General features: G+C 72.8%; 14 protein-coding genes. 11 read left to right on the top strand and 3 right to left on the bottom strand.

All coding sequences use genetic code 11. From position 1 onward, the window contains the following. On the top strand, positions 1–442 hold a 442-nt coding region (locus AB0O00_RS06770; protein ID WP_363649022.1), incomplete at its 5' end, for a hypothetical protein. On the opposite strand, the gene AB0O00_RS06765 is transcribed toward AB0O00_RS06770, so the two are convergent. After that, entirely contained in the window at positions 439–1371 is a 933-nt protein-coding gene (locus AB0O00_RS06765) for a helix-turn-helix transcriptional regulator (RefSeq protein ID WP_363649021.1), read from the bottom strand. The genes AB0O00_RS06770 and AB0O00_RS06765 overlap by 4 nt on opposite strands. A 204-nt stretch (positions 1372–1575) precedes the next feature. Between AB0O00_RS06765 and AB0O00_RS06760 the strand changes: the two genes are divergently transcribed. The 6 genes from AB0O00_RS06760 (at position 1576) to AB0O00_RS06735 (ending at position 6699) form a co-directional block, all read left to right on the top strand. Next, positions 1576–2934 carry an MFS transporter gene (locus AB0O00_RS06760; protein WP_363649027.1) on the top strand — a complete coding sequence of 453 codons (1359 nt, stop codon included), beginning with the start codon at positions 1576–1578 and terminating at the stop codon, positions 2932–2934. Between the two features lie 152 nt (positions 2935–3086). Next, positions 3087–3380, top strand: coding sequence for a type II toxin-antitoxin system prevent-host-death family antitoxin (locus AB0O00_RS06755; RefSeq protein WP_363649020.1), 294 nt, complete (start codon positions 3087–3089; stop codon positions 3378–3380). Continuing rightward, positions 3377–3790 carry a type II toxin-antitoxin system VapC family toxin gene (locus AB0O00_RS06750; protein WP_363649019.1) on the top strand — a complete coding sequence of 138 codons (414 nt, stop codon included), beginning with the start codon at positions 3377–3379 and terminating at the stop codon, positions 3788–3790. Before AB0O00_RS06755 ends, AB0O00_RS06750 begins: the two co-directional genes overlap by 4 nt. 112 nt (positions 3791–3902) lie before the next feature. Continuing rightward, positions 3903–4466 (top strand): NADAR family protein, encoded by a 564-nt coding sequence (locus tag AB0O00_RS06745; RefSeq protein WP_363649026.1) that lies wholly within the window; start codon positions 3903–3905, stop codon positions 4464–4466. After that, positions 4463–5575, top strand: a complete 1113-nt coding sequence (locus AB0O00_RS06740; RefSeq protein ID WP_363649018.1) for a hypothetical protein — start codon at positions 4463–4465, stop codon at positions 5573–5575. Before AB0O00_RS06745 ends, AB0O00_RS06740 begins: the two co-directional genes overlap by 4 nt. 68 nt (positions 5576–5643) lie before the next feature. Further along, the gene (locus tag AB0O00_RS06735; protein ID WP_363649017.1) at positions 5644–6699 is read left to right on the top strand and encodes a hypothetical protein; all 1056 of its coding nucleotides are present in this window, start codon (positions 5644–5646) and stop codon (positions 6697–6699) included. A gap of 78 nt (positions 6700–6777) precedes the next feature. Here AB0O00_RS06735 and AB0O00_RS06730 read toward each other — a convergent pair whose 3' ends face one another. Then, positions 6778–8160: a glycine--tRNA ligase gene (locus tag AB0O00_RS06730; RefSeq protein ID WP_363649016.1), complete on the bottom strand. Its 1383-nt coding sequence runs from the start codon at positions 8158–8160 to the stop codon at positions 6778–6780. A 215-nt stretch (positions 8161–8375) separates the two neighbouring features. Between AB0O00_RS06730 and AB0O00_RS06725 the strand changes: the two genes are divergently transcribed. From AB0O00_RS06725 to AB0O00_RS06710, 4 genes are read left to right on the top strand one after another with little or no spacing between them, the layout of a single operon-like run. Beyond that, positions 8376–9383, top strand: a complete 1008-nt coding sequence (locus AB0O00_RS06725; RefSeq protein ID WP_363649025.1) for a metal ABC transporter substrate-binding protein — start codon at positions 8376–8378, stop codon at positions 9381–9383. A gap of 10 nt (positions 9384–9393) precedes the next feature. Further along, a complete protein-coding gene (locus tag AB0O00_RS06720; RefSeq protein ID WP_363649015.1) occupies positions 9394–10158 on the top strand; it encodes a metal ABC transporter ATP-binding protein in 765 nt (254 codons plus the stop codon). Then, complete coding sequence (locus tag AB0O00_RS06715) at positions 10155–11084, top strand: metal ABC transporter permease (RefSeq protein ID WP_363649014.1); 930 nt, start codon at positions 10155–10157, stop codon at positions 11082–11084. The genes AB0O00_RS06720 and AB0O00_RS06715 overlap by 4 nt, the downstream gene beginning before the upstream one ends. A gap of 35 nt (positions 11085–11119) precedes the next feature. Then, on the top strand, positions 11120–11530 hold the full coding sequence (locus AB0O00_RS06710; protein ID WP_329931091.1) for a Fur family transcriptional regulator: 411 nt from the start codon (positions 11120–11122) through the stop codon (positions 11528–11530). A gap of 57 nt (positions 11531–11587) precedes the next feature. Here AB0O00_RS06710 and AB0O00_RS06705 read toward each other — a convergent pair whose 3' ends face one another. Next, a complete protein-coding gene (locus tag AB0O00_RS06705) occupies positions 11588–12424 on the bottom strand; it encodes an isoprenyl transferase (RefSeq protein ID WP_363649013.1) in 837 nt (278 codons plus the stop codon). Between the last annotated feature and the right edge of the window lie 4 nt (positions 12425–12428).

The raw sequence follows: 12428 nt of genomic DNA, 5'->3' as shown, positions 1-12428 counted from the left end.
CGGACGACATCGCCCTGGTGTCGAACACCGCCACCCTGACGGGCGCCGGCCCCGAGCCGGTGATCTCCACGCCGGCGTCCTGGACCGGCTCGACCGCCTGGTGCGGCCGGCCCGCTTCGAGCGGCTGCCCGCGCTGGCCGCCGTCGCGCTGCTGCCGTGGCTCGGGGTGCTCGCGGTCTGCCACGAGACGCCGTGGGTCGTCCTGGACCTGCTGGAGTTCGCCGCCCTGCTCGCGCTCGACGCGGCCGTCCGCCGGCGCAGCGTCGCCGCCCGGTGGGCGGGCGGGGCGGTCGCGCTGCTGCTCGCCGGGGACGCGCTGGCGGACATCGCGTGCGCCGGTCCCGGGCACGCGGTGCTCGCGGCGGTGGTCATGGCGGGCTGCGTCGAACTGCCGCTCGCCGCCGTGTGCCTGCTGCTCGGGCGGCGGGCGGCCCTCCGTTAGGACTTCCTCGGCAGGAGTTCCATCAGCTCGCGGGTCCGCTCGTCGCGCGGGGTGTACGTGATCATCCGCGAGCCCAGCCGGGGGCCCAGCCAGAAGTTGGTGTACTCGCAGTGCAGCATCCCGACGCCGGGCACCAGGAACCGCTTGAGGCCGTTGCCGGGCCGGGCCACGTCGTGCCGCTGCCAGGCCTGCGCGAAGTCGGGCGAGGCCTTCTGCAGCCGCGTGACCAGCGACTTCCAGCCCGGCTCCGAGCCGTGGTCGGCCATCGCGGCGCGGAAGCGGGCCACCATCACGTTGCGTTCGGTCTCGTGGTCGACGAGCACCTCGCGGAAGCGCGAGGGCGTGAACGCCAGCCACATGAGGTTGCGGTCCTCGGGCGGCAGCGCGTCGAGGTCGCCGACGATGGCGGTGTACTGGGCGTTGTACGCGAGCACGTCGTAACGGGTGTTGATCACCCCGGCCGGGTACGGCGCCATCTGCTCCAGCACCAGGCGCACGCTCGGCGTCACGGACGGGCACTCGTACACCGGGGCCGGGTCCTCAGCGGCCGCCAGCGTGAACAGGTGCGCGCGCTCGCTTGGGTCCAGCAGCAGCGCGCGGCAGACGGCGTCGAGCACCTGGGTGGAGACCTGGATGTCCCGGCCCTGCTCCAACCACGTGTACCAGGTGACGCCGACGGCGGCGAGCTGCGCGACCTCCTCGCGGCGCAGGCCCGGCGTGCGGCGGCGGCCGGTGGGCGGGAGGCCGACCTGCTCGGGCGTGAGGCGCTCGCGGCGGCTGCGCAGGAAGGCGGCGAGGTCGTGGCGGCGGGCGTCGGCAGGGGTCGCGGCGGCGGGCGCCGTCCCGGGGTGCACGGCGGAGGCTTGAGCGGTGGGCGCGTGCGCGGCACGGGTGGTCGGCGCTTGCGCGGCGGCGGTCGTCAGGCTCATGTGTCCTAGGATGCGCCATCGCGGATCCTGTTGCCAGGTACTTCTTATACCTGGATAACCAAACTCTGGTACCAGGCTACGGCCGGGCGGATCGTATGACCCGTGACCCAACAACTCGCCGTCGCCCCCGCCCCCGTCCGCACCGCCGCCACCCCCGGCACCGCGGCAGCCGCTCCCCGCACCCCATCCCTCGGCACCGCCGGGCTGGTCACCGTCCTGCTCGGCGCCTTCCTGCCGATGCTCGACTTCTTCATCGTCAACGTGGCCCTGCCGACCATCGACCACGACCTCGCCGCCGGTCCCGCCGTCCTGGAGCTCGTCGCCGCCGGCTACGGCATCGCCTTCGCCGTCCTGCTCGTGCTCGGCGGCCGGCTCGGCGACATCTTCGGCCGCCGCAGGCTCTTCGTCGTGGGCGCCGCCGCCTTCGCCCTCACCTCGCTCGCCTGCGGCCTCGCCCCCGGCGCGTGCTCCCTGGTCGCCGCCCGCGCCGCCCAGGGCGCCTCGGCCGCGCTGCTGATCCCGCAGGTGCTCGGCACCATCACCGCCGCGACCGACGGCGCCCGGCGCGGGCGCGCGCTGAGCGTCTACGGCGCGGTCGGCGGCATCTCGGTCGTCATCGGGCAGGTGCTCGGCGGCATGCTGATCGCGGCGGACGTCTTCGGCACCGGCTGGCGCTCCGTCTTCCTGCTGAACGTGCCGTTCGCGCTGCTCGCGATGGTCCTCGCCGTCCGCTACGTCCCGGAGAGCCGCGCCGCCCAGGCCGCGCGGGTCGACGTGCCCGGCACGGTCCTGCTCACCGCGACCCTGCTGTCCCTGCTCGTCCCGCTGATGGAGGGCCGGGCGGCCGGCTGGCCGCTGTGGTCCTGGGTGCTGCTCGCCCTGTTCCCGGTGTTCGCCGCCGCGTTCGCCGTCGTGGAGCGCCGCGCCGAGCGCCGCGGGGACACCCCGCTCGTGCCGCCGACCCTGCTGCGCATCCCCGAGATGCGCCGCGGCCTCGGCATCGCGCTGCCGTACTTCGCGGGCTTCGGCGGCTTCATGTTCGTCATCGCCGTCGCCCTGCAGCAGGGGCTCAGGCTCGGCCCGGTCGCGTCCGGCTGGGCGCTGGTGCCGATGGCCGTCGGCTACTTCACCGCCTCGCTCTCCGGCCCGCGCCTGATCGGCCGGTTCGGCAGCCGGGTGCTCACCGCCGGCGCCGTGGTCCAGGCCGCCGGCCTCGCCACCCTGGCCGTCACCGTCCTCACCGACTGGGCCGACTTCTCGCCGCTGCGGATGGCCCCCGGGGTCGCGCTCGCCGGGATCGGCCAGGGCCTGATCGGCACCCCGCTGTTCCGGGTCGTCCTCGCCAAGGTGCCCGCCGCACGGGCCGGCGTCGGCAGCGGCGTCCTCGCCACCGGCCAGCAGGCCAGCCTCGCGCTCGGCGTCGCGACCCTCGGCACGCTCTACCTGTCGCTCGCGCCCACCCTGGGCATGGACCGGGCGCTCGCCGTGTGCCTCGGGATCCAGCTCCTGGGCTCGTTCACCATCCTGTACCTGACCACCCGGCTCCCCCGCTCCATCGGCTGAGCCCCCGGGTCACGCGCACGGACGCGGGCCCCGCCACCGGCACTCGCCGGCGGCGGGGCCCGCACGTGCGGATCCGGCGGCCGTAGCTCGTTCGCATGAAATCGACGCACGAGACTCGCAAGCGCCGCACGATTGGTCCTAGCGTGAGTCGTATGACGGCCAGAGTCCCCATCCGCCAGCTCCAGCAGCACGCCAGCGATCTCGTCGACCGGGTGGCGGCGGGCGAGCGAATCGAGATCACCCGCAACGGGCGACTGATCGCGGTGCTGGCGCCTCCCGACCCCGAGCAGCGCGTTCTGGAGGACCTCGTCCGGGACGGCACCATCGACCCGGAGAACGCCGCCACCGCGCGCGGACTGGCCGACTGGCAGCCGCCAGCGGTCGGTACGCCCCTCGGCCTCGCCGCCGACGCCCTCCATGCGATGCGCGAGGAAGAGGACCGTTGATCTACCTCGACTCGTGCGCGATCCTCAAACTCCTCGTCCCGGAACAGGAATCCGCCGCACTCCGCACGTTCCTCTCGGCCCGCGGCTCCGAAGGACACGCGACCAGCGCGCTCGCCCAGGTGGAAGTGCCCCGTGCGCTCATCAGGATCGGTGCGCCGGAAAGCCTCCTCGACGCCTCCGAGGACCTGCTCGACCGTCTCCTCCGGATCCGGCTCTCAGACCCCGTGCTCCGCGCCGCACGACAGTTCCCGGCGAAGCACCTGCGGACACTGGACGCCATTCACCTTGCCGGCGCCGAGCACCTCGAACACGCGCTGACCGCGTTCGTCACCTACGACAAACGACTCGCCGAAGCCGCTGCCGAGCGGGACCTGCCTGTTCTCTCCCCCGGCCAGGCAGCAGCGAACTGACGCCGAACCGCGCCCGGGGCACGGTGGACGAGTACGTCAGGTCACCCGGTCGAAACGCGGTTGCGCCGCCGTCAGGACTTTGTGTCAGAATGACGATATGAGCAACGAGCACATGGGGGACCCGGTCGACGCCCGGAACCGGGAGGAGCTGGCGGCGCTCGTGGACGCCGGCGCACGGCCGAAGTGGCTGATGTTCTGGGGGCACCGGGCGCGGCAGGACGGGACGATCGGGCAGGGCGCGCTGAGCCAGTGGTGGCCGTGCCGGTTCAGCGTGGACGGCGTCGAGTACGCGAGCGCCGAGCACTGGATGATGGCCGGCAAGGCCCGCATGTTCGGGGACGCCGCGATCGAGCAGCGGGTGCTGGCGGCCCGCACGCCCGCCGAGGCCAAGAAGCTGGGGCGGCTCGTCACCGGCTTCGACGAGGCCACCTGGAGCGCCGGGCGCTTCGAGCTCGTCGTGGCGGGCAACGTCGCGAAGTTCGGGCAGGACGCGGCCCTGCGCACCTACCTGCTCGGCACAACGAACCGCGTGCTCGTCGAGGCCAGCCCGGTCGACCGCGTCTGGGGCATCGGCCTCGCCGCCGACGACGAACGGGCGGAGCACCCGGGCCGGTGGCGCGGGGAGAACCTCCTCGGCTTCGCCCTCATGGAAGCCCGCACCCGCCTCGCCGCATGAGGCCCGTCGAACCGCTGCTGGACACCACGGTCGTGCTGTCGGCGGGTGCTGCGCTCGCCTTCGCGCCCCGGGTCCTGCGGCGCGACGTCCGGCCGGGGCGCGGAGGGGCGTTCGGGCCGGAGGCGGCGCTCGCCGTCGTCGTCGCGCTGATCCTCGTCAACCAGCTGGCGTTCGCCGTCTACGTGAACCGGGTGCACGGCGGGGACATCTCCTTCGTCGCCCGGTACCTGCCGGCCGGATGGTTCGACGTGCCGCGCATCGACCTGCGCGTGCCCGCCGCGGAGCTGCTGGCGCCGTCCGTCCTACGGGTGCAGGCCTTCCTCGAACTTCCGCTCGTGCTCCTGGCGTTCGCCGCGGTGCTGCGAAGGCTGGACCGCGCCCTGTACGCCCGGGTGGCCCGGTCGCCGCTCGTGGTGATGGCCGCCGTCTCCTACACCGCGGCGTTCTGCGCGGTCGAGTGGGACCTGCGGAACCCGTACACCGTCGACGACCTCGTCCTGCGGGTGCTGTCGGCCGTCGTCACGCCGCCGCTGATCCGCCGGCTGGCCGCACGGGAGGACGGCACGGACCGACCGCCGCGCAGCCTCGCCCTGTTCGCGCTCGACCTGTGGGCGTACGGGCAGCTCATGCTGGTGCTGTACGACACCGTGCTGCTCTACAACCTCGCGCGGCTCGGCGACCATCTCCCCAGCGCCGCAGCCGCGTTGGCCGTGCTCGTCGCCACGCGCCTCGTTCCCGCGCACCTCGGCCCCCGCATCCCCGCTCCCCTGCGCGCAGGCCCGCACGTCACCGCCCTCAGGGAGACGATCGAACGGGCCCTGGCCCTGTTCCTCGTCCCCGCGCTCGCGATCCGCTACGCCGGCTCCTTCGGGACGCCCCAACTCGCCGCCCTCGCCGCCCTCGTGATCCTCGCGCCGGCCATCACCGGCCTCCGGCTCGCCCTCCCGGCGGCCGTCGGAGCCGCCGCCGGGTACGTCATCGCGGCTGTCGCCCCCGGGCCCTACTACGAAGCCGCCGTCCTGCGGAGTGCGACCGGCGCACTTCTCGCAACGACCGCCGTCTGCGCGCTCCTTGACACCAGTCGGGCACGACTGGACGTGCCCCCTTAACCGTCACGCCACATTCCGACTCCAAGATGTCCCGCAGTCAGGGTCGAGATGGACGGGGTGGGGCGATCATGCGCATGCGGTCGAGCGCGCGGGAGAACGAGCAGCAGGCTCACGAACTGCGGGCGGAGCTGGACGAGTTACTCCGTGCGAGCCGTTACGCCGGACAGCGCGAGCGGCGGCTCACCGAGGCGATACACGCCTCGCCGAACCGGCAGCGGCCGGACGGGGACCTCCTGCGGCAGCTCGCCCAGGCCCGCACACTGCGCGAGGGGATCGGCGCCAGGTGCATCCAACTGAGCGACCATCTCCAGGAGTTGGAGCACGACCTGCGGCAACGACCGCCGCAGGCACCACAGTTCGCCACTCCCGAACCACCGCCGCTGCGCCCCGACATCGGAGCACTGGCCGGGCGGGTGACCACGCTCCACCGCGGCGGCGCCCTCACCGAGACGGCCGAGCTGCTGGCCCAGGCCGCGGCCCGGCTCACCCCGGACGACACCGCCCAGCTGGCCGGCCTCCTGGCCCGAAGAGGCCCAGCCGGGACGTCCCGGCAACTGGCCCGCGGCGCCGCGCACACGGCCCCCGAGCACGCCGTCGCGGTGCTCGCCGAACTGCGCGAGGCGGGCCTCGCCGAGGAGGCCGCGGAACTGTTCCACGCCTTCTGGGGCTACCCGGCCGCCGCCCTGCCCGCCCTCCTCGCCGCCCTGGAGCGCGCCGGCCAGCTCGCCGACGGGGCGACGCTCCTGTGGGAGTGGGGCTCCGCCCCCACCCCCGAGCTGACCACCCTCGCCGCCGGCCTCCAGCGAGCGGGCCGCCACGGCGACGTCCGGACGCTGCTGCGCCAGGCCGCCGGCCGCCCGACGGCCGACCTCGCGGCCCTCGCGACGGACCTCCCGGCGCCACTGCCCGCCATGCTGCTGCACGAGCTCGCCGCGCTCCGCCCGCCCGTCGAACTCGTCCGGCTGGCGGCCTCGCTGGACCACCACCGCGGCCTGTACGACCTGCTCCTCGCCGCCCTGCACGCCGACGCGGCCAGGCACCGCGCCACGCTGGCCGCCCTCCGCGCGGCCGGTCTGCCGACCGAGCCCGCCGCGCCCACCCGCTCCCGCTGGGGCAGGCGGTAGCCCGCACCGTGCCGGAACGCGAGGGAGCCCCCGCCCGTCCCGCAGGACGAACGGGGGCTCCCCGCGGAGCGGTCGGCCTCAGCAGCCGATCAGGCGCGCGGCCAGGTACGACTTGACCTGGTCGAGCGAGACGCGCTCCTGCGCCATGGTGTCGCGCTCGCGCACGGTCACCGCGTTGTCCTCGAGGGTGTCGAAGTCGACGGTGACGCAGAACGGCGTGCCGATCTCGTCCTGGCGGCGGTAGCGCTTGCCGATGGCGCCGGCGTCGTCGAACTCGACGTTCCACGCGGTGCGCAGGTCGGCGGCCAGGCCGCGGGCCTTCGGGGACAGCTCGGCGTTGCGCGACAGCGGCAGGACGGCGACCTTGACCGGGGCCAGGCGCGGGTCCAGCCGCATGCCGACGCGCTTCTCCATGACGCCCTTGGCGTTCGGCGCCTCGTCCTCGAAGTAGGCGTCGATCAGGAAGGCCAGCATGGCGCGGTTGAGGCCGGCCGCCGGCTCGATGACGTACGGGAAGTACCGCTCGCCGCTCTCCTGGTCGAAGTACTTGAGGTCCTGGCCGGACGCCTCGCTGTGCACCCGCAGGTCGTAGTCCGTGCGGTTGGCGACGCCCTCCAGCTCGGAGAACTCGCTGCCGCCGAAGTTGAAGCGGTACTCGATGTCCACCGTGCGCTTGGCGTAGTGGGACAGCTTCTCCTTCGGGTGCTCGAAGAAGCGCATGTTCTCGGTGCGCAGGCCGAGGCCGACGTACCAGTCCCAGCGCTGCTGGAGCCAGTACTCGTGCCACTGCTCGTCCTCGCCCGGCTTGACGAAGAACTCCATCTCCATCTGCTCGAACTCGCGGGTGCGGAAGATGAAGTTGCCGGGGGTGATCTCGTTGCGGAAGCTCTTGCCGGTCTGGGCGATGCCGAACGGCGGCTTCTTGCGCGCGGTGGTCTGGACGGCCTTGAAGTTGGTGAAGATGCCCTGGGCGGTCTCGGGGCGCAGGAAGGCCAGGCCGCTGGCCTCCTCGGTGACGCCGAGGTGGGTCTTCAGCATGCCCGAGAAGTCCTTGGGCTCGGTGAACTGGCCCTTGGTGCCGCAGTCGGGGCAGTTGACGTCCTTGAGGCCGTTCGGCGGCGGGAAGCCGTGCTTGGCCTCGTACTTCTCCTCCAGGTGGTCGGCCCGGTGGCGCTTGTGGCAGGAGAGGCACTCGGTCAGCGGGTCGTTGAAGGTGGCGACGTGGCCGGAGGCCTCCCACACCTCGCGCGCGAGGATCACCGACGAGTCGAGTCCGACGACGTCCTCACGGGCCTGGACCATCGTGCGCCACCACTGGCGCTTGATGTTCTCCTTGAGCTCGACGCCCAGCGGCCCGTAGTCCCAGGCGGCTCGCGTGCCGCCGTAGATCTCGCTGCAGGGGTAGACGAAGCCACGGCGCTTGCTCAGGCTGACGATCGTGTCGATCTTGTCGGCGGCCACAGTGCTCTCTTCAGTACGTAAGGCACGGTCAGGGCACGGCTGGTTGCTCGCACCCGAATACCTCAGGTTACCGGCCCCATGGGTACGGGGTTCAAATCGGTACCGTCGGACCGACCCCACTGATCCCCATCGCGCCATCCGGGCCCGTCACCCGCCGTTCACCCGATCGGGTGATTTGACAATCGTTTCCAATTAATATGAGAATGATTGTCATGATGACCCGACGGCGCACCCGCACCTCCATAGCCCTGGCCGCCACCGCGATCGCCGCCTCGCTCACGCTCACCGCGTGCGGCGGCAGCAGCAGCGCCAAGGAAGCGGACGGCAAGCTGAACGTCGTCGCCTCCTTCTACCCGATGGAGTTCCTCGCCCAGCAGATCGGCAAGGACCACGTCGCGGTCACCGACCTCACCGCCCCCGGCGTCGAGCCGCACGACCTGGAGCTCACCGCCAAGCAGGTCGCGGGCGTCCAGAAGGCCGACGCGATCCTCTACCTCAAGGGCCTGCAGCCGACCGTCGACCAGGCCGTCGGCCAGTCCTCCGCCAAGGCGAAGATCGACGCCACCGCCGCCAGCCCGCTGGTCGACCACCACCTCGACGAGGACACCGCCGCGGGCGACGGCCACAAGCACGACGGCCCGGCCGGCGACCCGCACATCTGGCTCGACCCGGCCCGCTACGCGGCGATCGCCAAGAGCGTCGGCGACGCGTTCGCCAAGGCCGACCCGGCCCACGCGGACGACTACCGCAAGAACACCGACGACCTCGTCGACCGGCTCGGCGCCCTGGACAAGGAGTTCCAGACCGGGCTGAAGGACGCCAGGACCAAGACCTTCGTCACCAGCCACGCCGCGTTCGGCTACCTCGCCGAGCACTACGGCCTCACCCAGGTCGCCATCAACGGCGTCGACCCGGAGTCCGAGCCCACCCCGGCCCGCCTCGCCGAGGTGCAGAAGGCCGCCAAGGACAACGGCGTCACCACGATCTTCTTCGAGACCCTCGTCAGCCCCAAGCTCGCCGACACCGTCGCCAAGGACCTCGGCCTCAAGACCGCCGTCCTGGACCCGCTGGAGGGCGTCAAGGACACCTCGAAGGACGACTACCTGAGCGTCATGCGGCAGAACCTGGCCAACCTCCAGGCCGCCCTGGGCGCAGCCCCGGCCACCCCCGCCACCGACGCCCCGGCCACCACTGCCCCGACCCCCGCGCCCACCGCCAGCTGACGGGACCCCGATGAACCACCCGATACCCCCGGCCGTCCGCCTCCGCAGCGCCGTCGCCTCGCGCGGCGGCCGGCCGGTGCTGCGCGGGATCGACCTCACCGTCGAGCCCGGCGAGGTCGTCGCCCTGCTCGGCGCCAACGGCTCCGGCAAGTCGACCACCATCAAGGCCGTCATCGGCTCCGTCCCGCTGGAGCAGGGCGAACTGGAACTGTTCGGCTTCCCCTCCGCCAAGTTCCGCGCCTGGCACCGGATCGGGTACGTCCCCCAGCGCACCACCGCCGCCTCCGGCGTCCCGGCCACGGTGCGCGAGGTCGTCTCCACCGGACGGCTCCCGCAGCACCGCCTGCTGCCGTTCCGCCGCAAGGACCGCGACGCCGTGGACCGCGCGCTCGCCGCCGTCGGCATGCTCGACCGCGCCGCGGACGGCGTCGCCGACCTCTCCGGCGGCCAGCAGCAGCGCGTCCTCATCGCCCGCGCCCTGGTCGGCTCCCCCGACCTGCTGATCATGGACGAGCCGATGGCCGGCGTCGACGCCGCCAGCCAGCAGGTGCTCGCCGACACCCTGCGCGCCGAGGTCGACCGCGGCGCCTCCGTGCTCCTCGTCCTGCACGAACTCGGGCCGCTGGAGCCGCTGATCGACCGCGCCGTGGTGCTCAGGGACGGCTGCGTCGCGCACGACGGCCCGCCGGTGCCGGGCGCCGGCCTGCACGCGCTGCCCGGCCACGACCACGTCCACCCGCACGCCGACCACACCCCGCCGAGGCTGCTCGCATGACCGAGATGCTGTCCTACGACTTCATGCAGCGCGCCCTGCTCGCCGCCGTGCTGGTCGGGATCACCGCCCCGGCCGTCGGCATCTACCTGGTGCAGCGCCGCCAGGCCCTGATGGGCGACGGCATGGGACACGTCGCGATGACCGGCGTCGGACTCGGCTTCATCTTCCAGACCAGCCCGGTCTGGATGGCCGTCCTCGTCTGCGTGCTCGGCGCCGTCACCATGGAACTCGTGCGCTCGCGCGGCAACCAGCGCGGCGACATCGCCCTCGCCATGCTCTTCTACGGCGGCATGGCCTGCGGCAAGCTGCTCGTCTCGCTCTCCGCCCAGGCCGGGGCCGGCTCGCTGGAGAGCTACCTGTGGGGCTCCATCCTCACCGTCGCCCCCGAGGACCTCGCCGCCATCGCGGTGCTCGGCGCCGTGGTCATCGCCGTCACCGTCGGCCTGCGCCGCCAGCTCTTCGCGATCTGCCAGGACGAGGACTTCGCCCGCGTCACCGGCCTGCCGGTGCGCACGCTCAACCTGCTGCTCGCGGTCATGGCCGCCGTCACCGTCACCGTCGCGATGCGGGTGGTCGGCCTGCTGCTCGTCAGTGCCCTGATGGTGGTCCCCGTGGTGGCCGCCCAGCAGCTCACCCGCTCCTTCGCCGCCACCCAGGGGGCCTCGATCGCGCTCGGCGTGGTCGTCTCGCTGGCCGGCGTCACCGGCTCCTACCACCTCGACGTGCCCTCCGGCCCGGCCATCGTGCTGCTCGCCATCGCGGTCTTCGCGGTGTTCGGCGTGATCGCCGCGCCGCTGGCCCGACGGCGCCACCGGGCGGGCGCCGACCCGGGACCGCGCGAGTGCGACGTCCAACTGCCCGGACGGGGTTCTTCGGACGCCTCTGACACGGGCACGCCGGAGCGGGGGGCGGGGCTGGCACAATGAGGTGCGAGACGCCCACCACCCCAGGAGGACCCACGGTGACCACCGCTGGCCCGTCGCCGCGCGCCCGATCGACCCGGCAGCGTGCCGCCGTCTCGGCGGCCCTGGACGAGATCGAGGACTTCCGCAGCGCGCAGGAGCTCCACGACATGCTCAAGCACCGCGGAGACTCCGTCGGACTGACCACGGTCTACCGCACCCTCCAGTCCCTCGCCGACGCGGGCGAGGTCGACGTGCTGCGCACCGCCGACGGCGAGGCGGTGTACCGGCGCTGCAGCAGCGGACACCACCACCACCTGGTCTGCCGGCACTGCGGCGCGACCGTCGAGGTCGAGGGCCCGGCCGTGGAGCGGTGGGCCAACTCCGTCGCCTCGGAGCACGGGTTCAGCGACATCGCGCATACGCTGGAGATCTTCGGCACCTGCGCGGAGTGTGCCAAGAAGGCCTGAACGCCTGTACACCGAAGGGCCCGTGGGAGCGCATCCCACGGGCCCTTCGTCACGCTCTCAGCGCTGCGCGGGGACGCCCGACGCGGGCACCTCGTTCGGGATCGCCCCGCCGAAGCGCCGGTCACGCATCGCGAACTGCTCGCAGGCGCGCCACAGGTCGCGGCGGTCGAAGTCCGGCCAGAGCACGTCCTGGAACACGAACTCGGCGTAAGCGGACTGCCAGAGCAGGAAGTTGGAGGTGCGCTGCTCGCCGCTGGGGCGCAGGAACAGGTCGACGTCCGGCATGTCCGGGTGGTACAGGTACTTGGCGATGGTCTTCTCGTTGACCTTCTTCGGGTCGAGCTTGCCGGCCGCGACGTCGGCCGCGATCGCCTGCGCCGCGTCCGCCAGTTCGGCCCGGCCGCCGTAGTTGACGCACATGTAGAGCGTGACGGCGTCGTTCTCCTTGGTCTGCTCCTCGGCGACCTTGAGCTCCTGGACGACGCTCTTCCACAGCTTGGGCATCCGGCCGGCCCAGCGCACCCGCACGCCCATCGCGTCCATCTCGTCGCGGCGGCGGTGGATGACGTCCCGGTTGAAGTTCATCAGGAACTTCACCTCGTCGGGCGAGCGCTTCCAGTTCTCGGTGGAGAACGCGTAGAGCGAGATGTTCTTCACGCCGAGCTCGATCGCGCCCTTGAGCACGTCCAGCACGACCGCCTCGCCGACCTTGTGGCCCTCGGTGCGCGGCAGCCCGCGCTCCTTGGCCCAGCGGCCGTTGCCGTCCATCACGATCGCGACGTGGTTGGGCACCAGCTCGCCGGGGATCTTCGGGGGCCGGGCGCCGCTGGGGTGCGGGGTCGGGGGGAGGTACTCCCTCTGCTTGCCGCCGCCGAAGAGCCGTCGCGCTGCCATGTGC

Origin of the sequence: Kitasatospora sp. NPDC093558 (genome assembly GCF_040683475.1) — a bacterium.
Classification (GTDB): Bacteria; Actinomycetota; Actinomycetes; order Streptomycetales; family Streptomycetaceae; genus Kitasatospora.
The sequence above is the reverse complement of the archived record's forward strand: the minus strand, read 5'-3'. Positions and strand labels throughout refer to the sequence as shown.